The 23197-nt window shown below is 73.9% G+C and carries 23 protein-coding genes; 14 read left to right on the forward strand and 9 right to left on the reverse strand.

Going from position 1 to position 23197, the window contains the following annotated elements:
* Positions 1–27: 27 nt before the first annotated feature.
* The gene (locus ACGFZL_RS29325) at positions 28–1287 is read right to left on the reverse strand and encodes an inorganic phosphate transporter (RefSeq protein WP_355174892.1); all 1260 of its coding nucleotides are present in this window, start codon (positions 1285–1287) and stop codon (positions 28–30) included.
* Between the two features lie 89 nt (positions 1288–1376).
* Here ACGFZL_RS29325 and ACGFZL_RS29330 point away from each other — a divergent pair, with 89 nt between their 5' ends.
* From ACGFZL_RS29330 to ACGFZL_RS29355, 6 genes are all read left to right on the forward strand, one after another.
* Positions 1377–2060: a class II aldolase/adducin family protein gene (locus ACGFZL_RS29330; RefSeq protein ID WP_393696321.1), complete on the forward strand. Its 684-nt coding sequence runs from the start codon at positions 1377–1379 to the stop codon at positions 2058–2060.
* 154 nt (positions 2061–2214) lie between these two features.
* A complete protein-coding gene (locus tag ACGFZL_RS29335) occupies positions 2215–3342 on the forward strand; it encodes an alpha/beta hydrolase family protein (RefSeq protein ID WP_393696249.1) in 1128 nt (375 codons plus the stop codon).
* 152 nt (positions 3343–3494) lie between these two features.
* Entirely contained in the window at positions 3495–4910 is a 1416-nt protein-coding gene (locus tag ACGFZL_RS29340; RefSeq protein ID WP_393696251.1) for a hypothetical protein, read from the forward strand.
* 540 nt (positions 4911–5450) lie between these two features.
* The gene (locus tag ACGFZL_RS29345; RefSeq protein ID WP_355174884.1) at positions 5451–7049 is read left to right on the forward strand and encodes an ABC-F family ATP-binding cassette domain-containing protein; all 1599 of its coding nucleotides are present in this window, start codon (positions 5451–5453) and stop codon (positions 7047–7049) included.
* Positions 7050–7372: 323 nt separating this feature from the next.
* The gene (locus ACGFZL_RS29350) at positions 7373–7594 is read left to right on the forward strand and encodes a helix-turn-helix domain-containing protein (protein WP_016826854.1); all 222 of its coding nucleotides are present in this window, start codon (positions 7373–7375) and stop codon (positions 7592–7594) included.
* A gap of 120 nt (positions 7595–7714) precedes the next feature.
* Complete coding sequence (locus ACGFZL_RS29355) at positions 7715–8545, forward strand: enoyl-CoA hydratase/isomerase family protein (protein WP_393696254.1); 831 nt, start codon at positions 7715–7717, stop codon at positions 8543–8545.
* Between the two features lie 22 nt (positions 8546–8567).
* Here the strand turns inward: ACGFZL_RS29355 and ACGFZL_RS29360 are convergent, their stop codons facing one another.
* Positions 8568–9305 carry a nucleopolyhedrovirus P10 family protein gene (locus ACGFZL_RS29360; protein ID WP_393696256.1) on the reverse strand — a complete coding sequence of 246 codons (738 nt, stop codon included), beginning with the start codon at positions 9303–9305 and terminating at the stop codon, positions 8568–8570.
* An 87-nt stretch (positions 9306–9392) separates the two neighbouring features.
* Between ACGFZL_RS29360 and ACGFZL_RS29365 the strand changes: the two genes are divergently transcribed.
* The 5 genes from ACGFZL_RS29365 to amaP are packed head-to-tail and all read left to right on the forward strand — an operon-like array spanning position 9393 to position 11733.
* Positions 9393–9860 carry an Asp23/Gls24 family envelope stress response protein gene (locus tag ACGFZL_RS29365; protein WP_355174878.1) on the forward strand — a complete coding sequence of 156 codons (468 nt, stop codon included), beginning with the start codon at positions 9393–9395 and terminating at the stop codon, positions 9858–9860.
* Positions 9861–9903: 43 nt separating this feature from the next.
* Positions 9904–10089, forward strand: coding sequence for a hypothetical protein (locus tag ACGFZL_RS29370; protein WP_355174876.1), 186 nt, complete (start codon positions 9904–9906; stop codon positions 10087–10089).
* The gene (locus tag ACGFZL_RS29375; protein WP_393696259.1) at positions 10086–10472 is read left to right on the forward strand and encodes a hypothetical protein; all 387 of its coding nucleotides are present in this window, start codon (positions 10086–10088) and stop codon (positions 10470–10472) included. Before ACGFZL_RS29370 ends, ACGFZL_RS29375 begins: the two co-directional genes overlap by 4 nt.
* Positions 10469–11149: a DUF6286 domain-containing protein gene (locus ACGFZL_RS29380; RefSeq protein ID WP_355174872.1), complete on the forward strand. Its 681-nt coding sequence runs from the start codon at positions 10469–10471 to the stop codon at positions 11147–11149. The genes ACGFZL_RS29375 and ACGFZL_RS29380 overlap by 4 nt, the downstream gene beginning before the upstream one ends.
* Positions 11146–11733, forward strand: coding sequence for an alkaline shock response membrane anchor protein AmaP (amaP, locus tag ACGFZL_RS29385; protein ID WP_355174870.1), 588 nt, complete (start codon positions 11146–11148; stop codon positions 11731–11733). The genes ACGFZL_RS29380 and amaP overlap by 4 nt, the downstream gene beginning before the upstream one ends.
* A gap of 23 nt (positions 11734–11756) precedes the next feature.
* Here amaP and ACGFZL_RS29390 read toward each other — a convergent pair whose 3' ends face one another.
* From ACGFZL_RS29390 to ACGFZL_RS29420, 7 genes are all read right to left on the reverse strand, one after another.
* The gene (locus tag ACGFZL_RS29390) at positions 11757–12512 is read right to left on the reverse strand and encodes an SDR family oxidoreductase (RefSeq protein WP_393696261.1); all 756 of its coding nucleotides are present in this window, start codon (positions 12510–12512) and stop codon (positions 11757–11759) included.
* A 5-nt stretch (positions 12513–12517) separates the two neighbouring features.
* Complete coding sequence (locus tag ACGFZL_RS29395) at positions 12518–14344, reverse strand: glycoside hydrolase family 15 protein (RefSeq protein WP_393696263.1); 1827 nt, start codon at positions 14342–14344, stop codon at positions 12518–12520.
* Positions 14345–14401: 57 nt separating this feature from the next.
* Positions 14402–15196, reverse strand: coding sequence for an SURF1 family protein (locus ACGFZL_RS29400; RefSeq protein ID WP_393696265.1), 795 nt, complete (start codon positions 15194–15196; stop codon positions 14402–14404).
* 48 nt (positions 15197–15244) lie between these two features.
* On the reverse strand, positions 15245–15499 hold the full coding sequence (locus ACGFZL_RS29405; RefSeq protein WP_355176481.1) for a hypothetical protein: 255 nt from the start codon (positions 15497–15499) through the stop codon (positions 15245–15247).
* Between the two features lie 80 nt (positions 15500–15579).
* Complete coding sequence (locus tag ACGFZL_RS29410; RefSeq protein ID WP_393696267.1) at positions 15580–16593, reverse strand: DEDDh family exonuclease; 1014 nt, start codon at positions 16591–16593, stop codon at positions 15580–15582.
* A 63-nt stretch (positions 16594–16656) separates the two neighbouring features.
* The gene (locus ACGFZL_RS29415; RefSeq protein ID WP_393696269.1) at positions 16657–18174 is read right to left on the reverse strand and encodes a S8 family serine peptidase; all 1518 of its coding nucleotides are present in this window, start codon (positions 18172–18174) and stop codon (positions 16657–16659) included.
* A gap of 62 nt (positions 18175–18236) precedes the next feature.
* Positions 18237–19766 carry a S8 family serine peptidase gene (locus ACGFZL_RS29420; protein ID WP_393696271.1) on the reverse strand — a complete coding sequence of 510 codons (1530 nt, stop codon included), beginning with the start codon at positions 19764–19766 and terminating at the stop codon, positions 18237–18239.
* Between the two features lie 282 nt (positions 19767–20048).
* On the opposite strand from ACGFZL_RS29420, the gene ACGFZL_RS29425 reads away from it, so the two are divergent.
* The 3 genes from ACGFZL_RS29425 to moaA all read left to right on the forward strand — a co-directional run bounded on the left by ACGFZL_RS29425 (position 20049) and on the right by moaA (position 23197).
* Positions 20049–20405 (forward strand): DUF485 domain-containing protein, encoded by a 357-nt coding sequence (locus ACGFZL_RS29425; protein WP_355176473.1) that lies wholly within the window; start codon positions 20049–20051, stop codon positions 20403–20405.
* Positions 20402–22027: a cation acetate symporter gene (locus ACGFZL_RS29430; RefSeq protein WP_393696273.1), complete on the forward strand. Its 1626-nt coding sequence runs from the start codon at positions 20402–20404 to the stop codon at positions 22025–22027. Before ACGFZL_RS29425 ends, ACGFZL_RS29430 begins: the two co-directional genes overlap by 4 nt.
* A 180-nt stretch (positions 22028–22207) precedes the next feature.
* Positions 22208–23197 carry a GTP 3',8-cyclase MoaA gene (gene moaA / locus ACGFZL_RS29435; protein ID WP_355176469.1) on the forward strand — a complete coding sequence of 330 codons (990 nt, stop codon included), beginning with the start codon at positions 22208–22210 and terminating at the stop codon, positions 23195–23197.

The raw sequence follows: 23197 nt of genomic DNA on the forward strand, positions 1-23197 counted from the left end.
TCTTCTCTTCGTTCCCGGGTCGCGGGCTCAGACGGGGGTGGCGGCCGAGGAGGACGCCTTGGAGTCGGTGGTGGCCTGGGCGGGGAAGGTGATCGCCAGGTCCGAGTCGGAGAGGGTGCCCGCCGGCGGGGGCGTGACGGCGGCCATCGCCTGCGTCACCACGCCGGCCGGCTCGGGCTCAGGCTCCGTGTCCGGGACCACGTTCGTGTGGTCCACGACCTCGCGCCGGGAGACCTTCCAGATGGCGGCGCTGGAGCCGACCAGGAAGACCGCGACCAGGGCCGTGCCCCAGTCGCCGAGGCCGGTCACCCACTCGGCGAGCGCGCCGACCAGGGCGGCGGCCGGCAGGGTCAGGCCCCAGGCGGCGAACATCCGGGTGGCGGTGGACCAGCGCACCACGCCGCCCTTGCGGCCGAGGCCCGCGCCCATCACCGAGCCGGAGACGGCGTGCGTGGTGGAGAGGGAGAAGCCGAGGTGCGAGGAGGCCAGGATGACCGTCGCGGCGCTGGTCTGGGCGGCGAAGCCCTGCTGCGGCTGGAGGTCGGTCAGGCCCTTGCCCATGGTGCGGATGATGCGCCAGCCGCCGAGGTAGGTGCCGAGCGCGATGGCGAGGCCCGCGGAGAGGATGACCCAGACCGGCGGGTCGGAGTCGGGGGCCAGGGCGCCGCCGGCGACCAGGGCGAGGGTGATGATGCCCATCGTCTTCTGCGCGTCGTTGGTGCCGTGCGCGAGGGAGACCAGGCCGGCCGAGGCGATCTGCCCGGCGCGGTAGCCCTTCTTGGCGGCCTCGCCGTCGGCCTTGCGGCCAAGGGCGTAGCTCAGCCGGGTGCCGAGCAGCGCCGCGAGGCCGGCCACGATGGGCGCGGCGACGGCGGGCAGCAGCACCTTGGTGACCAGCACGTCGCCGTGCACCGCGCCGACGCCCGCCGAGGCGATCGCGGCGCCGACCAGGCCGCCCATCAGGGCGTGCGAGGAGCTGGAGGGGAGGCCGACCAGCCAGGTCAGCAGGTTCCAGAGGATCGCGCCGACCAGTGCGGCGAAGATGACCTCGGGACGGATGCCGGTCTCGTCGACGAGACCCTTGGAGATCGTGTTGGCGACCTCCACCGAGAGGAAGGCGCCGACAAGGTTGAGCGCGGCGGACATGGCCACCGCGACCTTGGGCTTGAGCGCGCCGGTCGAGATGGTGGTGGCCATCGCGTTGGCGGTGTCGTGGAAACCGTTCGTGAAATCGAACGCGAGAGCGGTGACGACCACTATCGCGAGGATCAGCGAGAAGCTTTCCATTTACCCAGGCAATCGTTCGAAGTCATTGGCGGGTTGAACGTAAGTAACCAGAGTGAACGGAAGATGAACTGAGCAGGGCAGTGCGGTGACTGGAGGAAACGGTGAGGGAAGCCTGGGAGGCGCTGGTCGCCACGGCCCGGCGGACGGTGGCGGACGGCCTGGTGGTCGGCACCTCGGGCAACGTCTCGGTACGGGTGGGGGACACCGTGCTGGTCACGCCGTCGGGAGTGCCGTACGACCGGCTGACCCCTGAGGACGTCACGGGGGTCGGTCTGGACGGCCGCCAGGTGCTCGGCACCCTGGCCCCCACCAGCGAGCTGCCCATGCACCTCGCGATCTACCGCACCACCGACGCCGCCGCCGTCGTCCACACCCACGCCGTGCACGCGACGGCGGTCTCGCTGCTGGTCCCCGAACTCCCGCCGGTCCACTACATGGCGGCGGCACTCGGCGGCCCGGTCCGGGTGGCGCCCTACGCCGTATACGGCAGCGACGCCCTCGCCGAGGCCATGCTCACCGCCCTGGCCGACCGCACGGCCTGCCTCCTCCAGAACCACGGCACGATGGCCTACGGCGCCACCCTGGACCAGGCGTACGACCGCACGGCCCAACTGGAGTGGATGTGCCGCCTCTGGCTGACGGCGTCGTCGGTGCCCGGCCGGACGCCGTCGCTGCTGAGCGGGGAGCAGTTGCGAGAGGCGGGCGACCGTCTGAGGACCTATGGACAGGGCGACATCTCTGCTCGACCAGAAACGGGCGGTGGGTGGGCATAGCCAAGGGGTCCAGGGGCGGAGCCCCTGGCGGGGCGTGGGGCAGAGCCCCACACCTCAACATGCAACCCCGCCGAACGGGTAGCCGCAGCAGCACACGTCACTCCTCGCCGCCCGTCCACTGGCCGCCCCCGGACTCCGACAGGACACTGACCCCATGCGCACTGTCACAGCAACGGCCACCGCCGTCACCGCAGCCCTGGCAGCCGGCGCAGCGAGCGTCGCCGCCGGACGGCTCGCCAGCGACGCCGCTCTGAAGATCCCGCCCGGCCGCCCCCTGCCCACCGAGCCCCGGCTCACCGTGCACGGCCTCGCCGCCGGCCAGATCACCCTCACCCGCGACCTCGCCTCGCTCCGCCCCGGCCGTTACGGCCTGGCGGGCGACGGCAGCCACGCGGTCGTCGGCCCGGTCGTCAGCGCCGCCGAGACCGGCGCCGACACGGTCGTACGGCGCCTGGAGGGCGTCACCCACGGCACCCTGGAGCCCGGCGACCACGCCTGGCTCACCCCGAACCTCTACGTCGGCAACCCGGGCACCGCCCTGGACCTGGAGTATGCCGACGTCGAGGTCCCCGGCGAGCTGGGCCCGCTGCCGGCCTGGTTCGTGCCCGGCGCCAGAGCCACCTGGGTCATCGCCGTGCACGGCCTCGGCACCACCCGCGAGCACGCGCTGAACGTGATGGCTCCCCTGCACGAGCGGTTCGTCCCGATGCTCGCCCTCGCCTACCGCGGCGACGTAGGCGCCCCCCGCTCGCCCGACGGCCTGCACCACTTCGGCGAGACCGAGTGGCGCGACGTGGACGCCGCCGTGCGGTACGCCGTGGACCACGGCGCCCGCCAGGTCGTGCTGTACGGCTGGTCCACCGGCGCCACCATGGCCCTGCGCACCGCCGCGCTGTCCGGGCTGCGCAACCGGATCGCCGGCCTGGTGCTCGACTCCCCGGTGCTGAGCTGGGAGGCCACCCTGCGCGCCCTGGCCGCGGCCCGCCGCACCCCGGGCCCGCTGCTGCCCCTCGCTGTGCGCGCGGCGCAGGGCCGGGCCGGGCTGCACGCCGACCACGACCCGTCCACCGCCGGCCTCTACCGCCCCTCGGTCCCCACCGTGATCTTCCACGGCCCCGACGACGAGGTCGCCCCCTGGCGCCACTCACAGCGCCTGGCCGCCACCCACCCCCGCCTGGTCGCCCTCCACCCGGTGGAAGGCGCCCCGCACGGCGCGATGTGGAACCCGGACCCGGCCCACTACGAGGAAATCGTCCGCCGCTTCATGACCCCCTTGGTCTGACCCCGGTACGCACCCTTCGGTTCCGTTCCGTCCCGTACCACTGGCCGGTTCACGCCCCCCGGGCGCGCTCCCGGCGCACGCGGCGCGCGGCCCGACGGCCCCCGGGGGCATTCCGTTTGGGTTTTCGGACCGTCAACCGGAAGACTGCACCTGTGACGTCCCGTATCCCGCGCGACTCCAGGCTCCGAATCGTCCGCCCGCGAACCCTGGCCGCCGCCCCCACCGCGATGACCCAGCGCCGTCCGCGCCGCCCCGCCCCGCGCCCCCCGGAGGGCACGCCGGCCCGCTCCGCGCTGGCCGGAATGGCGCGTTCCGGTCTGGCGGGCGCGGCCCGGGTGGCCCGCTGGGCCGACGCCGCGCTCGGCCCCGGCCGGGACAGCGCGACCGCCGACGGCAAGGCCACCCTCTCCGACGCCACCGCCGAGCGGGCCGCCGAGGAGCTGGGCCTGACCGCCGCCCAGGTCCGCGCCGACTGGGACACCGCACGCCTCGCCGGCCTCGTCGAGGTGCACGGCGACAGCGCCCGCCCCGGCTGGCGGCTGCGCGCCTGGCACCGCGACGACAGCGCCGTGCTGCGCGGCTGGGTCGCCCTGTTCGACGCCTGGTCGCTCGCCCACCCCGAGCCCGCCGGTCTTGAGACCGCCGCCGTCGCGGACGTCGTCTCGGCCATGCCGCAGGTCCTCTCCTTCCTCCAGCTGTCGGCCGGTCCCGTCCCCGTCGCCCAGCTCCTGGACCTGCTGGAGCAGCGCGTCACCGAACTGCGCACCGAGCGCTGCGAGGTCCCCTACGGCCCACGCCCCGCGCCCGCCGCGCCCGGCACCCGGCCCACCCCCGACGCCGCCGGCACCCCGCTCGCGCCCCTCCTGGACTGGGCCCTGCACGCCCTGGCCGCCGTCGGCGCGCTCACCTGCGGCGACGGGCAGGCCACGCTGACCCCGCTCGGGAACTGGGCCGTGTGGGTCAAGCTGGAGCAGATCTGCGTCGCCGCGCAGAGCCCGGCCGGGCACATCGAGCAGCCGGCCGAGGACATGCTCCGCGGCTGCGCCCGACTGCGCCCCAACGCGGCCCGCGACGAGTACCGCGCCTGGCTCGCCGCCCGCCCGGTCGGCAGCGCCGTCACCGAGCTGCTCGGCGCCGCCCGCGGTGAGGACGCCCTGCTGCGCGGCCTCGCCTTCGACGCGCTGCGCGTGGTCGGCGCCCCCGCCGAGCCGGAGGTCCGCGCCGCCCAGGCGGAGCCGGCGCTGCGGGCGTACGCCCTGCTGTGGCTGGCCGAGCACGACGGGGCGGACCCGGAGGACGCGCACCTCGTGCTGACCCGGCGGGAGGCGACCTGGCTGTGGGTCGACACGGCGGCGGCGGTGGCCGACCACGGGGAGGCTCCGCTGCTCGTGCGGCACCTGGAGTCCGCGGTGCAGCCCACGATCCCGGCGCTCCTGGAGGAGATCCGCGCCGTCGGCCATCCGCGCACGGTGCAGGTCCTGGTCGCCCTGGCCGCCGCCCACCCCGACCCGGCCCTGGCGAAGGCGGTCCGCCGAGCCGCCTTCCAGGTCCACACGGGCAGGAACTGAACGTCCCCCCGCCGCGTCGCCGACTGCGGCCCCGCCGTGGCCGGTCGCGCAGTTCCCCGCGCCCCTGGGGCGTTGCAGTTCCGCCTGCCCGCACAGCTGCGCCGCACCCGCCCACCCCTCGTAGCTGCGGGCAGTCGTGCCGCTGGGGCGGCACGGGTGGGCGCAGCGGCACCCCGCAGCGCCGGGCTGCGCCACGCCCCCCGTAGTGCCGGGTTGCGCCACGATCCCGGGTGCGGGCACGTCGTGGCTGGTCGCGCAGTTCCCCGCGCCCCTGAGGGCGTGCAGTCACGCCAGCTGTAAGCGACACCACCCCGCGCCCCTGGGGGGTGCAGTCACGTCGGCCGTGATCGACACCGGCCCCGCAGCCCCGCCCCAGGGCGTTGCCTACACGCCGGTGCCCCCTGTGACCCCCGTCGCCGCGCAGCAAACCGCTTGCACAGCCCCGTTAGAATGAACCCCATGGCCATTCTCCTCGCGCATTAGACGGCGGGAACGTCCTCAGCCGCCCGCCCCGCCACCCACCGCCCAGGAGTCTGACCCGTGATCTCCGCCTCCGGCATCGAGCTGCGCGCCGGTGCCCGTGTCCTCATCGAGAACGCCACCTTCCGCGTCGCCAAGGGCGACCGCATCGGCCTCGTCGGCCGCAACGGCGCCGGCAAGACCACCCTCACCAAGGTCCTGGCCGGCGAGGGCATCCCCGCCGGCGGCACCGTGACCCGGTCGGGCGAGGTCGGCTACCTCCCCCAGGACCCCCGCACCGGCGACCTCGACGTGCTCGCCCGCGACCGCGTCCTCTCCGCCCGCGGCCTCGACGTACTGATCCGCAAGATGCGCGAGAACGAGCAGCGCATCGCCAACGGCCAGGGCGCCACCCGCGAGAAGGCACTGCGCCAGTACGAACGCCAGGAGACCGAGTTCCTCACCAAGGGCGGGTACGCCGCCGAGGCCGAGGCCGCCACCATCGCCGCCGCGCTCAACCTCCCCGACCGCGTGCTCGGCCAGCCCCTGCACACCCTCTCCGGCGGTCAGCGCCGCCGCATCGAGCTGGCCCGCATCCTCTTCTCCGACGCCGACACCCTGCTGCTCGACGAGCCGACCAACCACCTGGACGCCGACTCGATCATCTGGCTGCGCGACTACCTGAAGACCTACCGCGGCGGCTTCATCGTGATCTCCCACGACGTCGACCTGGTCGAGACGGTCGTCAACAAGGTCTTCTACCTGGACGCCAACCGCTCCCAGATCGACGTCTACAACATGGGCTGGAAGCTCTACCAGCAGCAGCGCGAGGCCGACGAGAAGCGCCGCAAGCGCGAGCGCGCCAACGCCGAGAAGAAGGCCGCCGCGCTGCACTCGCAGGCCGACAAGATGCGCGCCAAGGCCACCAAGACCGTCGCCGCGCAGAACATGGCCCGCCGCGCCGACAAGCTGCTCAGCGGCCTGGAGGCGGTCCGCCAGTCCGACAAGGTCGCCAAGCTCCGCTTCCCCGAGCCGGCGCCCTGCGGCAAGACCCCCCTGACCGCCGAGGGCCTGTCCAAGTCGTACGGCTCCCTGGAGATCTTCACCGACGTCGACCTGGCCATCGACAAGGGCTCCCGCGTCGTCATCCTCGGCCTCAACGGCGCCGGCAAGACCACCCTGCTGCGCCTGCTCGGCGGCGTGGAGCAGCCCGACACCGGCGCGGTCCTCGAGGGCCACGGCCTCAAGCTCGGCTACTACGCCCAGGAGCACGAGACCCTCGACCCCGGTCGCACCGTCCTGGAGAACATGCGCTCCGCCGCCCCCGACATGGACCTCGTGGAGGTCCGCAAGGTGCTCGGCTCCTTCCTGTTCTCCGGCGACGACGTCGACAAGCCGGCCGGCGTCCTCTCCGGCGGCGAGAAGACCCGTCTCGCGCTGGCCACCCTCGTGGTCTCGTCGGCGAACGTGCTGCTCCTCGACGAGCCCACCAACAACCTCGACCCCGCCAGCCGCGAGGAGATCCTCGGCGCGCTGCGCACCTACAAGGGCGCCGTCGTCCTGGTCACCCACGACGAGGGCGCCGTCGAGGCGCTCCAGCCGGAGCGGATCATCCTGCTCCCGGACGGCGTCGAGGACCTGTGGGGCGCCGACTACGCCGACCTCGTCGCCCTGGCGTGATCCACTGGATATGGATCATTCGGCCGATCCGTGATCCACCATCTGAGTGAGATCTCCTCATCCCGAGGTGTGTCCTACACGGATTTCGCGGCCGGATCCCCATCGCCGGGGGTCCGGCCGCTTCGCCGTTCTGACCTGGGACTTCGCCCGACGGCCTGTCTCGGGATACGGACACGTGCCAGCGGAATTCCAGGTTCCACATGTGCGGACGCGCTCCCGTCGTCACCACGAGGTCCCATCGACCTTGCCGAATGGGTGGCCATGTGGCGCGGGAGGGGTGATCATGAGAAGAACCAGAGCGCACTTCCCATGAGGAGGCACGGGTGGCCGAGACTCTGAAGAAGGGCAGCCGGGTGACCGGCGCCGCGCGCGACAAGCTCGCGGCAGACCTGAAGAAGAAGTACGACGCCGGTGCGAGCATCCGGGCGCTGGCCGAGGAGACCGGCCGCTCGTATGGCTTCGTGCACCGCATGCTCAGCGAGTCGGGCGTCACGCTCAGAGGGCGTGGCGGGGCGACCCGGGGCAAGAAGGCACCGACAGCCTGATCCCGGGCGGCCGCCCTCGACTCCGATGGTGGCCACCCGGCCGGTCGTCAGTCCGGTCGGGTGGTTACTGTGCAGTCACTTGGCTCCACGACCGCACGCACCCACCCTCGGAGGCGCCCCATGGCTTCGCCCGCCCACGAACCCGCGCACGAGACCGCGCCCGCAGTCGACGCCCCCGCGCTCGACCAGGACGGCGTCCGACTCACGCTCGACGGTGCCGTCGCCACGGTCACGCTGACCAACCCGGCCAAGCGCAACGCGCAGAGCCCCGCCCTGTGGCGCGCGCTCGCCGAGGCCGGTCGGCTGCTGCCGGGCTCCGTGCGAGTGGTCGTGCTGCGCGCCGAGGGCAAGTCCTTCTCGGCCGGGCTCGACCGGCGGGCGTTCACCCCCGAGGGCTTCGACGGCGAGCCGTCCTTCCTGGACCTCGCGCGCGGCGGCGACGCCGAACTGGACGCGGCCATCGCCGGGTACCAGGAGGCGTTCACCTGGTGGCGGCGCAGCGACCTCGTGTCCGTCGCGGCCGTGCAGGGCCACGCCATCGGCGCCGGCTTCCAGCTCGCCCTCGCCTGCGACCTGCGGGTCGTCGCGGACGACGTGCAGTTCGCCATGCGCGAGACCAGCCTCGGCCTGGTGCCCGACCTGACCGGCACCCACCCCCTGGTGGGCCTCGTCGGCTACGCCCGCGCGCTGGAGATCTGTGCGACCGGGCGCTTCGTCGCGGCCGAGGAGGCCGTCGGCACCGGTCTGGCCAATCTCACCGTCCCCCGCGACCAGCTCGACGGCGCCGTGACCGATCTGGCCTCCGCCCTCCTGGCGGCGCCGCGCGACGCGGTCATCGAGACCAAGGCCCTGCTCCAGGGCGCCGTCCATCGCGACTACGAGGCCCAGCGCACCGCCGAACGCGCCGCCCAGGCCCGCCGCCTGCGCGACCTGGCCGGCCTGGGGGAGTAGCCCAGAATCCCGACGGTGACGGTCAGGCGTCCACCGCCGACACCAGCACCGCCACCGACGGGTGGTCCGGCAGCGCGTCCGCGACCACCGCGCGCACCCGGCGGGCCACCTCCACGGGCCGGTGACCCGCCGCCACCGCCAGCTCCACCCGGACATGGCGGCGCGGCAGGCTCGCGCCCCGCTCCTCCTCCGCCGTCTCCGTGACCCGCACCGGCCGCCCCAACGTGTCCGTCAGCCGGGCCACGCCGGCCACCGCCCGCACCACCTCGGCCACCCGGCCCGGCTCTCCGCCACCCGGCTCGGCGCCCGGCCGCTCCACCGGCTCGGGCCCATCGGGCTCGGCCGGGGCGGCCGGGGGCGCGTCGGACTCCAGCAGGTCCGTCGCCCGCAGGTCCACCTCCGTCACCGTCAGCCCCAGCTCCGCTGCCGCCGCCTCGAGCGCCGCGCGCAGCCGGGCGGCCGCCTCCGGCAACGGCTCGGCCGGCGTCGCCGCGAAGTCGGCCGTCACCCGCAGCGGGCCGGGCGGCAGCGCGCTCGGCGGCGCCGGCACGGCCGGCTCCCCGGCGGCCTCCGGGTCGGCGGGCCCGATCCGCAACCCGTCCGGCCGAACGCCCGGCACCCGTTCCGTCGCCGCCGTGAGCACCTGCCGCACGGCGCGTTCGGCGATCCACGCGCCGTCCGGCGCGCCGCCCAGCGGCAGCAGCCTGCCGAGCCGCACCGATTCCCGTACCGCCTGCTTCCACCGGTCAGCCGTCGTCATTCCTCCACCCTGCCGCATCCCTGGCGCGGGATCGCGCAACCGCGCTTACGGTGGTCGGAGAGGGACGACCGGAAAGGACGTGCGGCGATGAGCGACGTGACGGAGCGGACCACCCCCGAGGTCGGGGCGCACAGCACACAAGGATCCCGGCGGGGCGGAGGTTCCGCAGGCGAGCGCGGCCGTACCACCATCGCGGACGGTGTCGTGGAGAAGATCACCGGGATGGCGGCCCGCGACGTCGACGGCGTCCACGCCATGGGCAGCGGCGTCTCGCGCACCCTGGGCGCCGTGCGCGACCGGGTGCCCGGCGGCACCAAGTCGGTGACGCGCGGGGTGAAGGCCGAGGTCGGTGAGCGGCAGACCGCGCTCGACCTGGAGATCGTCGTCGAGTACGGCTTCGCCATCTCCGACGTCGCCCGCGACGTGCGCGAGAACGTGATCGCGGCCGTGGAGCGGATGACCGGCCTCGAGGTCGTCGAGGTCAACATCGCGGTGAGCGACGTGAAGCTCCCCGACGAGGAGGACGACGAGCAGCCGGAGCCTCGCATCAAGTGACCGCGACCCACGCGGGCCCCACCCCACGCAAGGAGTGCGCACGATGAGCATGGCCGTGGTCGGCTTGATCGCCGGTATGGCGCTGGGCTTCGCCGGATGGTTCGGCGGCTTCGGGGCCTTCCTGCTGGTGGCCGCGCTGGGCGCCGTCGGGTTCGTGGCCGGCCGGTTCCTCGAGGGCGACCTGGAGCTGGGCGACTTCTTCCGCAGCCGCGACGACCGTCGGCGGTGACCGGCGTGAGCACCGCGGCCGGTGAGCGGCCGGACGCGGCGCAGGCCGTCGTGCCCGCCGGTGAGCGCGGGGCGACCCGGATCGCCGACCGGGTGGTCGCCAAGGTCGCCGCGCAGGCGGCCCGCGAGGCGGTCGGCGCGCTTCCCGCGGACGCCGCCCGCCCGCACGCCACCGTCGTCGTCCACCGCGACGTCGCCCGCGTCCGCGTCCACCTCGAACTGGGCTACCCCGCCGACATCGGCGCGCGCTGCGGTCAGGTGCGTCATCAAGTCGCCCAGCGGGTAAGCGCGTTGGTGGGCATGGCGGTGCCGGAGGTCGCCGTGCAGGTGGAGCGGCTGCACCTGCCGGCGGAGTACGGCGCGAGACAGGGGAGGACCCGATGACCGAGCCCCCGATCCCCGACGGCGACGGCACGGGCAGCACCCGGCGCCTGCCCGTGCTCGAGAAGGAGTCCGACGACCCCGGACCCCCGCCGCCCGCCGAGCAGGATCCCGGCGCGGGCAGCGGCGACGAGGGCCCCACCGGCCGCTTCTGGTCGGCGCGCCGCGTTCCGGCCGGCGTCGTCGCCCTGCTCGGCCTGCTCCTGGTGGGCGTCTTCCTCTACGACATCGTCGCCGTGCGGGCCGGCCGCACCGCCCTGGGCTGGCGCCCCGAGCTGGCCCACCAGCTCGCCGTGCGGCACCTGGACGACATCTGGGTGCGGATCGGCGCCGCCGTCGCCGCGCTGCTCGGCCTCTGGCTGCTGCTCCTCGCCCTCACCCCCGGCCTGCGCCGCCTGCTGCCGATGCGGCACGGCCACCCCGGCGTCCGCGCGGGCCTGCACCGCGACGCCGCCGCCGCCGCGCTGCGCGACCGGGCCGTGGAGGTGCCCGGCGTGCAGGACGCCCGGGTGCGGCTGCGCCGCCGCAGGGCCAAGGTGCGCGCGCTGGCGCACTTCCGGGAACTGGACGACGTACGCACCGAGTTGGACGGCGCCCTCGACGACGCGGTGCGCGGCCTCGGGCTCGCCCACCCGCCCGCCGTCTCGGTGCGGGTGGGCCGGCCCGGACGGAAGGGGTGAGGACCGTGCTCAGGACCGTGGACCGGGTGCTGCTCGCGCTGGTGGGCCTCGTACTGCTCGCCGTCGGCGGCTCCGTGCTCGCCATCGGCTTCGACGTCCCCGCGCCCTCCTGGTGGGTGCACCAGGGCCCGCACGACGTGCTGCTCAGCAGCGCGGAGCGGACCCGCTGGCGGGACGCCGGCTGGTGGTGGCCGGTCGTCATCGCCGCGCTCGCCGTCCTGCTGCTGCTCGCCCTGTGGTGGCTGGTCGCCGTGGTGCGCCGCCGCCGCTTGACCGAGGTCCTGGTGGACACCGGCGACGGCGAGGGCGCCGCCCTGCGCGGCCGGGCCCTGGAGGGCGTGCTCGCCGGGGAGGCCGACCGGGTGGACGGCGTGGAGCGCGCCAAGGTCCGCCTCACCGGCCGCCGCGACGCCCCGGCCGGCCGCCTCCGCCTGCTGCTCGCCCCGCACGTGGCCCCCGGCACCGTCCTGGACCGGCTCGCCACCGGCGCCCTGGCGCACGCCCGGGAGTCGGCGCACCTCGGCGACCTTCCCGCCGAGATCCGGATGTACGGCGTCAAGCACCGCGCGGAACGAGTCAACTGAGGGCCCGGCCGGAGCCCTCGGGTCTAGAACCCGTGCCGCACTCCGCCGTCCACCGGCAGCATCACGCCGGTCAGGTAGGAGGCCGCCGGCGACAGCAGGAAGGCCGCCGCGCGGCCGAACTCCTCCGGCGTGCCGTACCGGCGCAGCGGCACCCGGGACTCGGCCGCCGTCCTGGTCGCCTCCGGGTCGGCGGACAGGGCGTCCAGCTCGCGCACCCGGTCGGTGTCGATGCGGCCCGGCACCAGGCCGACCACCCGGATGCCGCGCGGGCCCAGCTCGTCGGCGAGGGACTTCGCGAAGCCGGCGAGCCCCGGGCGCAGGCCGTTGGAGATGGTCAGCCCCGGGATCGGCTCGTACACCGAGCCGGAGAGGACGAAGCCGATCACCCCGCCCTCGCCCAGCTCCTCGGCCGCCTGCCGGGCCAGGCGTACCGCGCCCAGGAACACCGAGGCGAAGGCCGCCTCCCACTGCTCGTCGGTGTTGTCCGCGACGAACCCCGGCGGCGGGCCGCCGACGCTGATCAGGACGCCGTCGAAGCGCCCGAACCGCTCGCGCGCGGTGGCCACCAGGCGCCCGGCCACCGCCGGGTCGGCGTTGTCGGCCGCCACCCCGACCGCGCCCTCGCCGAGCACGGCCGCCGCGCCGGCCACCGTCTCCTCGTCCCGGCCGGTGATCACCACCCGCGCCCCGTCGGCCACCAGCTCGCGCGCCGTGGCGTGGCCCAGCCCCCGGGTGGCTCCGGTGACGACGTACACCCGGTCCCTCAGTCCAAGATCCATGGCCCCTAGTCTGCCTCCTCGTCCGCCCCGTCGCCGTCCCCGAACAGGGCGAGCGCGGTGTTCACCAGGCCGATGTGGCTGAACGCCTGCGGGAAGTTGCCGAGCTGGCGGCCGGCCACCGGGTCGTACTCCTCGGCGAGGAGCCCCACGTCGTTGGCGAGCGAGACCAGCCGCTCGAAGAGCCGGCGCGCCTCCTTCGTGCGGCCGGTGGCGTGCAGGGCGTCCGCGTACCAGAACGAGCAGACCAGGAAGGTGCCCTCACCGCCCGGCAACCCGTCCGGGCCCCGGCCGTCCGGCGGCCCGTCCGCCGGGTCCTCCTCGGTGCTGTACCGCTCGACAAGACCCTCCCGGGTCAGCTCGGCGCCTATCGCGTCGACCGTGCCGACCACGCGCGGGTCGTCCGGCGGCAGGAAGCCCAGGCGGGGGATGAGCAGCAGCGCGGCGTCCAGCTCGCGGGAGCCGTAGGACTGGGTGAAGGTGTTGCGCTCCGGGTCGTACCCCTTCTCGCACACCTCCCGGTGCACCTCCTCGCGCAGCGCCCGCCAGCCGTCGAGGTCGCCGCCCAGCTCCGGGTGGGCCTCCAGGGTGCGCACCGCCCGGTCGGCGGCCACCCAGGTCATCACCTTGGAGTGGACGAACTGCTTCCGCCCGCCGCGCACCTCCCACAGCCCCTCGTCGGGCTGCCGCCAGGCGGTCGTCAGGAAGTCCATCAGGGCCCGCTGGAGCGCCCAGACCTGCGGCTCGGGTTGCAGCCCGGCCAGCCGGGCCAGGGACAGCGAGTCCATCACCTCGCCGTAGACGTCGAGCTGGAGCTGGTTCACCGCGTCGTTGCCGATCCGCACCGGCGCGGAGTCGGCGAACCCGGACAGCCAGGGCAGCTCCAGCTCGGGCAGCCGCCGCTCGCCGGCCACGCCGTACATGATCTGGAGGTCCGCCGGGTTGCCCGCCACCGCCCGCACCAGCCAGTCGCGCCACGCCTCGGCCTCGTCCAGGTACCCCGCCGCCAGCAGGGCGCCCAGGGTGAGGGTGGAGTCGCGCAGCCAGCAGAAGCGGTAGTCCCAGTTGCGCACCCCGCCCGGCTCCTCGGGCAGGGAGGTGGTGGCCGCGGCCACGATGCCGCCGGTCGGCTTGTAGGTGAGCGCCTTCAGGGTGATCAGCGAGCGCACCACCTCGTCCCGGTAGGGCCCGTCGTACGTGCAGTGCGCCGCCCACGCCCGCCAGTCCTCGACGCTGTGCTCCAACGCGTCGTACGGGTCGATCAGCGCCGGCCTCGGCTCGTGCGAGGGGTGCCAGGTGAGGACGAAGGCCACCTTCTCGCCGGCGGCGACGGTGAACTCGGCGTGCGTGCCGAAGTCCTGGCCCCAGCTCTCCACCTCCGGCTCGCTGCGCAGCCAGGCCGAGTCGGGCCCGGCCACCGCCACCCGGTGCCCGTCGGTGCGGCGCATCCAGGGGACCACCGAGCCGTAGTCGAAGCGCAGCTTGAGCACGCTGTGCAGGGTGACCTCGCCGCGCAGGCCCTCCACCACCCGCACCAGGTCGGGCGCCCGGTCCCGCTGCGGCATGAAGTCGGTGACCCGGACCGCGCCGTCCGCCGTCTCCCACTCGGTGTCCAGGACCAGGGTGTCGGGCCGGTAGGCGCGCCGGGTGCAGCGTTCCGCGCCCGCGGGGGCGATGCGCCAGTGGCCGTTGTCGTCGTCGCCGAGCAGCCGGGCGAAGCAGGCGGCGGAGTCGAAGCGGGGCAGGCAGAGCCAGTCCACCGAGCCGTCGGTGCCGACCAGGGCGGCGGTCTGCTCGTCGCCGATGAGCGCGTAGTCCTCGATACGGGGGTGCACGCCGAGCGTCTTCCCGACCTGCGGCGGAGCAATCGGCTCCGCCCCCGCCACCGGCGCCTACACCGGCGCGGGTTCCGCCTCGGCCGTCCGCTCCTTCTCCTCGGCCTCCGCCCGCTCCCGCACCTCGCGGCGGACCAGCACGAACCAGCCGACCGGGACGCCCGCGCTGAACAGCCACCACTGCACGGCGTACGCCAGGTGCGGGCCGATGTCGCCGTGGTCGGGCGCCGGGATGAGCTGCGGGCGGTCGCCGGCCGGTTCCGGCGCGGTCAGCTCGACGTAGCCGCCGAGGACCGTGCGGCCGAGCCGGTCCGCCTGCTGGGCGCTGTTGATCAGCATGACCTGGCGGTCCGGCAGGCCCCGGACGTTCTTGATGCCGCTGTCCGCGGTCGTCTCGTCCCGCATCAGCCGGCCGGTGACGGTGGTCTCACCGCGCGGCGGGGCCGGCACCTTCGGAAAGGCGGTCTGGCTGGGGCCGTCGGCCGGGATCCAGCCGCGGTTGACCATCAGGACCTTGCCGTCGGTGAGGACGAAGGGGGTGAGCACGTGGTAGCCGACCTTGTCGTCGGCGCTGGTGCGGCGGCGCACCACGACCTCGTGGGCCGTGTCGAAGTGCCCCCGCGCGGTCACCCGGCGGTAGAGGTCGGCGCGCTCGACCCGCGCGCCCGGCGCGGTCACGGACTCGGCCGGCACGGGCTTCGCCGCCAGCGAGTCGGCGATCACCTGGTTCAGCGCGACCTTGTGCTCATGGCGGTGCAGCTGCCAGAAGCCCAGCTCGATCATCGTCGGGATGAGCGCGAGCGCCACGAGGGTGAGGATCACCCACTGGCGGGACAACAGGAAGCGGTACACCCCACGACGGTACAACTCGGTCGTGGGGCGTACCGCGGCGGGTGCCGCCTACGCCGTCGCCGAGGGGCCACCCACCCGGTCGACGACGCCGGGGCGCCCGTCGGCGCGGGCGCAGTGGGCGCCGCAGTACCAGTGGCCCTCGGCCTCGACGCCCTGGTTGATGATCGGCACCCGGCAGTGCTCACACACCGGGGCCATCTTGTGGATCGCGCAGGAGAAGCAGTCGAAGACGTGCACCGCTCCCTGGGCGTGGACCTCGAAGGTCATCCCGTACTCATTGCCGCAGACTTCGCATGTCGCCATGGGCCACAGGGTGAGCCGTCGGTCCGGCGCGGGCGAGGGCGCGCCGGGCGAGTCGCCCGGCAATCACCCGTCCGCCCGGCTCACCCGTCCGCCGGTTCCACGTCCCCCAGCAGCTGCCCGAAGGCCGCCTCGTCCACCACCGGCGTGCCGAACTGCCGGGCCTTGACCACCTTGGAGGTGCCCGAGCCCGGGTCGTTGGTGACGAGCAGGCTGGTCAGCCGGGACAGGCTGGTGGCCACGTGCAGCCCGGCCTCCACCGCGCGGTCCTCCAGGAGGTCCCGCTCGGTGGAGGTGTCACCCGAGAAGGCGACCCGCATGCCCTGCTTGAGACTTTTGCCCGGTTCATACCGGCCCGGGTTGGGATAGGGGCATGCGGGGCGTTTGCGGGCAGGACGCCAACCGCCGCCCCGATAGCCGCCGTAGCCGCCACCACCCCCGGCACCTCCGGGGCCCGCCTGCCGGCCGATGTGCGGGGCGGGCCGGTCCGCCCACTCCGTCAGCGGCCGGCACTCCAGCAGCGGCAGCCGCACCCCGCCGGCCGCCGCCGCGCGCAGGCTCGGCCGGAAGGTCTCCGCCAGCACCCGGGCGTCGTCCAGCGCGTGGTGCGCCCGCTGCTGCACCACGCCGTAGTGCGCGGCGAGGGACTCCAGCTTGTGGTTGGGCAGCGGCAGGTCCAGCGCCTTCGACAGGGCGATGGTGCACAGCCGGTGGCGCACCGGGGCCTCGACCTCCGCGCGCGCGTACTCCCGGGCGATCATCTGCCAGTCGAAGACCGCGTTGTGCGCGACCAGCACCCGGCCCTCGAGCCGGGCCGCGAACTCGGCGGCCACGTCCCGGAAGAGGGGCGCGCCGTGCAGCACGTCACTCGTCAGGCCGTGTATCCACACCGGGCCCGGGTCCCGCTCCGGGTTCACCAGCGTGTACCAGTGGTCCTCGACCTCGCCGCGCGCGTCCAGCCGGTAGACGGCCGCGGAGATGATGCGGTCGTCGCGGGCCAGGCCGGTGGTCTCCACGTCGACGACCGCGTACCCCTGCGGGTACGCGGCCGGCCATGTGGTGGCGGACGGCGCTTGGTCCGTGCGGTCTTCGAGCATGGTCCATGAGGATACGGCCCCGCACTGACACGCGGGCCGCCCACCCGGCCCGTCAGGCGTGGCTCACCAGCTGACGGCGTCCAGCGCGTCGGCGGTGCCCCAGCCGTAGAAGCCGTTGCGGTTCTTCGAGCCCTCGCACACCGCGTCCACCTTGCCGTCGCCGTCGATGTCGTACGGCTTGGTGCACGCCGTGCGGTCGGCCTCCGCGTACAGCAGCGCCTTCACCAGCGCCGGCGGGGCGTACGGGTGCGTCGACTTGATGAGCGCGGCGACGCCCGCGACGTGCGGGGAGGCCATCGACGTGCCCGCCATGTAGCCCCACTTGCCGCCCGGCAGCGTGCCGAGGATCAGGCCGCTCTCGGCCGGCGCGTCCGGCTTCTGGTAGGCCGTCGAGTCGCCACCGGGCGCGGCGATGTCGATGACGCCCAGACCGTGGTTGGAGAAGGACGACTTGATGCCCTTCGCGCCGGTCGCCGCGACCGTGACGACGCCCGGCAGCTGGGTCGGGATGTCGTAGCACTTGGACGGGTCCACCACCCGGTCGCCCGGCGTGGAGTCGTTCGGCGAGGACGGGTCGGTGATCTCGTCGGCGGCGAGGTCGTAGTTCTCGTTGCCGGCCGCGGCGACGTTGACCGCGCCCTTCTTCTCCGCGTACTGCGAGGCCCGCTTGACGGCCTCGACGAGGGCCTTCTGGTCGGGGTCGTCGGCGCAGTTGAAGTACCACGGGTCGGTGTAGTAGCTGTTGTTGGTCACGTCGACGCCGTGCTCGGCCGCCCACACGAAGCCGCACACCACGGCCTCGGTGTAGAAGAAGCCGTCCGGGTTGCCCACCTTGATGCCGGACACCTTCACGCCGGGCGCGACGCCGGTCATGCCGATGCCGTTCTTGGCGGCGGCGATCTCGCCGGCCACGTGGGTGCCGTGCGGGCTCTCGGACGCGCTCGGCCGCCAGGCGCCGTCGGCCGTGTCGGGCTTGCCCGAGACGCAGTTGACGGAGGCGGCCCGGTCGAAGTTGGGCGCGATGTCCGGGTGGGTGTCGTCCACACCGGTGTCGATGACGCCGACGGTCACCTTGCTGCTGCCGAGCGACTTCTCGTGCGCCTTGTCCGCCTTGATGGCCGGCAGGTCCCACTGGAGCTTCTCCAACGGGTCCTGGCCGTCGGCGGCCTGCGCGGCGGCCACCTCCTTGGCGCTGAGCACCTGCGGGGCGCCCTCGTCCGTGGTGGCCGCCGACGGCAGCGGCGCGGTGCGGGTGGCGCCGGCCGACTGCACTCCGCGCACCGTGCGCACGGCCGCGGCGAAGCCCGGGTCGGAGGCGTGGACGACGATGACGCCGATCCTGTCGTACGACGTCACGATGGTGCCGCCGGCCTGGGCTATCGCCCGCTTCACCGTCGCCGAAGGGGCGTGTCCCGGCGTGACGTTGACGACGTAGCTGAGCGCCGCCGCGTCCGCCGGGGGGGCGGCCGGGGCCGCGGTGGCGGCGGCCTGGACGCCGGGCAGCAGGGCGAGCGCGGTGGCCATCGCCATTCCGGCGGGCAGGGCGAGGGCGCGCCGGCGGCGCGGGTGGGGCAGGGTCATGTGTGGGGTCTCCTGGTGTGCTCGTGAGGGGATGCGGATACCGGAGTGCGGTCGGGGGGCGGTCACTTCACCGCGCGCAGCGCGTCGACGACGCCGGCGCCGTAGAAGCCGTTGACCCGCCGGCCGCCCTCGCAGGTGGCGTCCTGGACGCCGTCGCCGTTCTGGTCGTAGGAGTCCGGGCAGCCGGGGTTCTTCGCCTCGGCCTTCAGCAGCGCCTGGAGCTGGGCCGGGGAGGCCCAGGGGTGCGTCGACTTCAGCAGCGCGGCGACGCCGGCGGCGTGCGGGGAGGCCATCGAGGTGCCCTGCAGGAAGGCGTACTGGTCGTTGGGCATCGTCGACAGGATCCGGCCGTCCTTCGAGGGCGTGTCCGGGATCTGGTAGAGCCGGTCGCCGCCGGGCGCGGCGACGTCGATGACGCCGTTGCCGTAACTGGAGTAGTACGACTTCTGGTTCAGCACGCCCGTCGCGCTGACCGTGACGACGCCCGGCAGCTGGGTCGGCACGTCGAAGCACTTGTGCGGGTCGACCGTGCGGGGGACCGGGGTGGAGTCGTCGGGGCTGGAGTCGTCCACGAGCGCGTCGGAGTCGAGGTCGTCGCTGGAGTTGCCGGCCGAGGCGAGGTTCAGGGTGCCCTTGTGCTGGGCGTAGAGCTGGGCCCGGTTGACCGCGTCCACGATGGCGCGCTGGTCGGGGTCGTCCAGGCAGTTGTAGAGCCAGGGGTCGACGTAGTAGCTGTTGTTCGTGATCTCCACGCCGTGGTCGGCGGCGAACACGAAGGCGCACACCACGCTCTCCGGGTAGAACAGGCCGTTGTCCGGGTCGCTGACCTTGATGCCGGCCACCTTCACGCCCGGCGCGACACCGGCGACGCCGATGCCGTTGCGGGCGGCGGCTATCTCCCCGGCCACGTGGGTGCCGTGGTAGTCGTCGGCGGTGTAGGGCCGCCAGGCGCCCTGGCTGGTGTCCGCCTTGCCGCCGACGCAGTTCGCGGACTGGCCGGCCGAGAAGTTCGGGGCGAGGTCGGGGTGGGTGTCGTCCACGCCGGTGTCGATGACGCCGACGGTGACCCGGCGGCTGCCCGGGTTGATCTTCGCGGCCCTGTCGGCGCCGATGGCGCGCAGGTCCCACTGGTCGGCTTCCAGCGGCTCGCTCGCGCCCGCCGCCTTCGACGCCTCGGCGGTGCGGGCGGCCTGCGCGGCGGTGAGCACCTCGGCGGCGCCTTCGTCGGTGGTGCCGGCGGCGGTGAGCGGCGCGGTGCGGGTGGCACCGGCGGACCGCACGCCGCGCACCGTGCGGATCTGCTCGCCGAAGCCGGGGTTCGCCGCGTGCACGACGATCACGCCGATCCGGTCGTAGCCGGCCACCACGGTGCCGCCGGCCCTGGCTATGGCCCGCTTCACCGACGCGATCGTGCGGTGGTCCGTCCGCGTGTTGACGACATAGGCCAGCTCGGGCGCGTCCGCCGCCTGCGCGGCCGTCACCGGGTGCGGGGCGGCCGAGGCGGTGGCGGGGAGGAAGCCGATCGACGCGGTCAGCGACAGGGCGACGGGGACGGCGAGGGCGAGCCGGCGTCCGGCGGGCAGATGAGCCATGGGGTCTCCACATCATCCGAGAACATCATCCGAAAACAGCAACCGGCCCGAGACGCTGGTGGTGCTCGGGCAGGTACATGACGGGTGGTGCAGAGCGAAGCTATCCCGCGCGGTCCGCGGCCAGCAATGACCTTCCGGCCGTGACTTCGCGAAGGGGCAAGGGAGTTGAACCGGTCCCCGCGGGCGCCCGTGTCGTTGGGCAGGGAGCCCCGGCACCCGCCCGGACCAGCCCCTCAGCCGAGGAACGCACACCCGCCCCTGTCCGCCGTACGAGGAGAACCCGTGGCCACCGACTCACCGCCGCCCGCCCGGCCCCCAGCCCGCCTGCCCTCCACCGAGGAGTTCACCGAGGTGCAGCAGAGCGCGGAGTTCGGCGAACTGCGCCGCGCCTCGCGCTCCTTCGCCTTCCCGCTGACCATCGCCTTCATCGCCTGGTACCTGCTGTACGTCCTGCTGTCCAACTACGCGGGCGACTTCATGGGCACCAAGGTGGCCGGCAACGTCAACGTCGCCCTCGTGCTCGGCCTCGCCCAGTTCCTCACCACGTTCCTCATCGCCTGGTGGTACGCGCACCACGCCGCGAGCAAGCTCGACCCCCGGGCCGAGGCCATCAAGTCCCGGATGGAGGGCGGCGCATGAGCCCCGCACCGCACACCCTGCTGGCCGCCGGCGAGGCGAGCGAGCACCGGACGCTGATCATCACCCTGTTCGCGGTGTTCGTCCTCGCGACCCTCGTCATCACCGTCTGGGCGGGCCGGCAGACCAAGGACGCCGCCGACTTCTACGCCGGCGGACGGCAGTTCACCGGCTTCCAGAACGGCCTCGCCGTCTCCGGCGACTACATGTCCGCCGCGTCCTTCCTCGGCATCGCGGGCGCCATCGCCCTCTTCGGCTACGACGGCTTCCTGTACTCCATCGGCTTCCTCGTCGCCTGGCTGGTCGCCCTGCTCCTGGTCGCCGAGCCGCTGCGCAACTCCGGCCGCTACACCATGGGCGACGTGCTGGCCTACCGGATGCGCCAGCGCCCCGTGCGCACCGCCGCCGGCGTCTCCACCATCGTCGTCTCGATCTTCTACCTGCTCGCGCAGATGGCCGGCGCCGGCGTCCTCGTCTCGCTGCTGCTCGGCATCACCAGCGACGGCGGCAAGATCGGCATCGTCGCCCTGGTCGGCGTGCTCATGATCGTGTACGTCACCATCGGCGGCATGAAGGGCACCACCTGGGTCCAGATGGTCAAGGCGGTCCTGCTGATCCTCGGCGCCCTGCTGCTGACCTTCCTGGTGCTGCTGAAGTTCGACTTCAACGTCTCCGACCTGCTCGGCTCGGCCGCCGGCAACAGCGGCAAGGGCAGCGCCTTCCTGGAGCCCGGCCTGAAGTACGGCGCCACTGGCACCACCAAGCTGGACTTCCTCTCCCTCGGCATCGCCCTGGTCCTCGGCACCGCCGGCCTGCCGCACATCCTCATCCGCTTCTACACGGTGCCCACCGCGAAGGCGGCCCGGAAGTCGGTCATCTGGGCCATCGGCCTGATCGGCGCCTTCTACCTGATGACCCTCGCCCTCGGCTTCGGCGCCGCCGCGCTGATCAAACCGGACGAGATCATCGCCTCCAACAAGGCCGGCAACACCGCCGCGCCGCTCCTCGCCCTCCATCTGGGCGGCGTCGACTCCAACTGGGGCGCGGTCCTGCTCGCCACCATCTCGGCGGTCGCCTTCGCCACCATCCTCGCCGTCGTCGCCGGCCTCACCCTCGCCTCTTCGTCGTCCTTCGCGCACGACATCTACGCGAACGTCATCAAGCGGGGTCAGGCCACCGAGAAGCAGGAGATCGGCGCGGCCCGCTGGGCCACCGTCGGCATCGGCGCCGTCTCCATCCTGCTCGGCGCGCTGGCCCGCGACCTCAACGTGGCCGGTCTGGTCGCCCTCGCCTTCGCGGTCGCCGCCTCCGCCAACCTGCCCACCATCCTCTACAGCCTGTTCTGGAAGCGGTTCACCACCGCCGGCGCCCTGTGGTCGATCTACGGCGGCCTGGTCACCGCGGTCGGCCTGGTGCTGTTCTCCCCGGTGGTCTCCGGCAAGCCGACCTCGATGTTCCCCGACGTCGACTTCCAGTGGTTCCCGCTGGAGAACCCCGGCCTCATCTCCATCCCGGTCGGCTTCCTGCTGGGCGTCGTCGGCACCCTGCTCTCCAAGGAGAAGCCGGACGCCGGCAAGTACGCGGAGCTGGAGGTCAGGTCCCTGACCGGCACCGGAGCACACTGACGATCTCCACGGTGCTTCCTACGGGCGGCCGCGTCGGACGGGACTGTGCGGTCCTACGACGCGGCCGCCGCCCACCTCGTGGGATCGGGCCGCTGTCGATCTCCCCGTCGTCACGTAGGCTCGCAAGTACCGGCGGAGCCACCCGCTCCACCGGACCGCGTCGAGGGAGAGGGGGCCCACGTGCTCATCGACACCTTCGGTCGAGTCGCCACCGACCTGCGGGTCTCGCTGACCGACCGGTGCAACCTGCGCTGCACCTACTGCATGCCCGAAGAGGGCCTGCAGTGGCTGGCCAAGCCCGACCTGCTCACCGACGACGAGATCGTCCGGCTCATCGACATCGCCGTCACCTCCCTCGGCATCGAGGAGGTCCGCTTCACCGGCGGCGAGCCCCTGCTGCGACCCGGCCTGGTCGGCATCGTCGAGCGCGTCGCCGCCCTGGAGCCGCGCCCGCAGACGTCCCTCACCACCAACGGCATCGGCCTGCGCCGCACCGCGGCGGCCCTGAAGGCGGCCGGCCTGGACCGGGTCAACGTCTCCCTGGACACCCTGCGCCCCGACGTCTTCAAGACGCTCACCCGCCGCGACCGCCACCGGGACGTCCTGGACGGCCTGGCCGCCGCCCATGAGGCCGGCCTGACCCCGGTCAAGGTCAACACCGTCCTCATGCCCGGGCTCAACGACGACGAGGCCCCCGACCTGCTCGCCTGGGCCGTCGACCGCGGCTACGAGCTGCGCTTCATCGAGCAGATGCCGCTGGACGCCCAGCACGGCTGGTCCCGCGAGGGCATGGTCACCGCCGGCGACATCCTCGCCTCGCTGCGCACCCGCTTCGAGCTGACCCCCGAGGACGCCGACGCGCGCGGCTCGGCGCCCGCCGAGCGCTGGCTGGTGGACGGCGGCCCGTACCGCGTCGGCGTGATCGGCTCGGTCACCCGCCCGTTCTGCGGCGCCTGCGACCGCACCCGGCTCACCGCCGACGGCCAGGTGCGCACCTGCCTCTTCGCCCGCGAGGAGACCGACCTGCGCGCCGCCCTGCGCTCCGGCGCCCCCGACGAGGAGGTCGCCACGCTGTGGCGGCAGGCCATGTGGGGCAAGAAGGCCGGCGCGGGCCTCGACGACCCGACCTTCGTGCAGCCGGAGCGCCCGATGTCGGCGATCGGCGGCTAG

This window comes from Streptomyces sp. NPDC048182 (assembly GCF_043202555.1).
Taxonomy (GTDB): Bacteria; Actinomycetota; Actinomycetes; order Streptomycetales; family Streptomycetaceae; genus Streptomyces.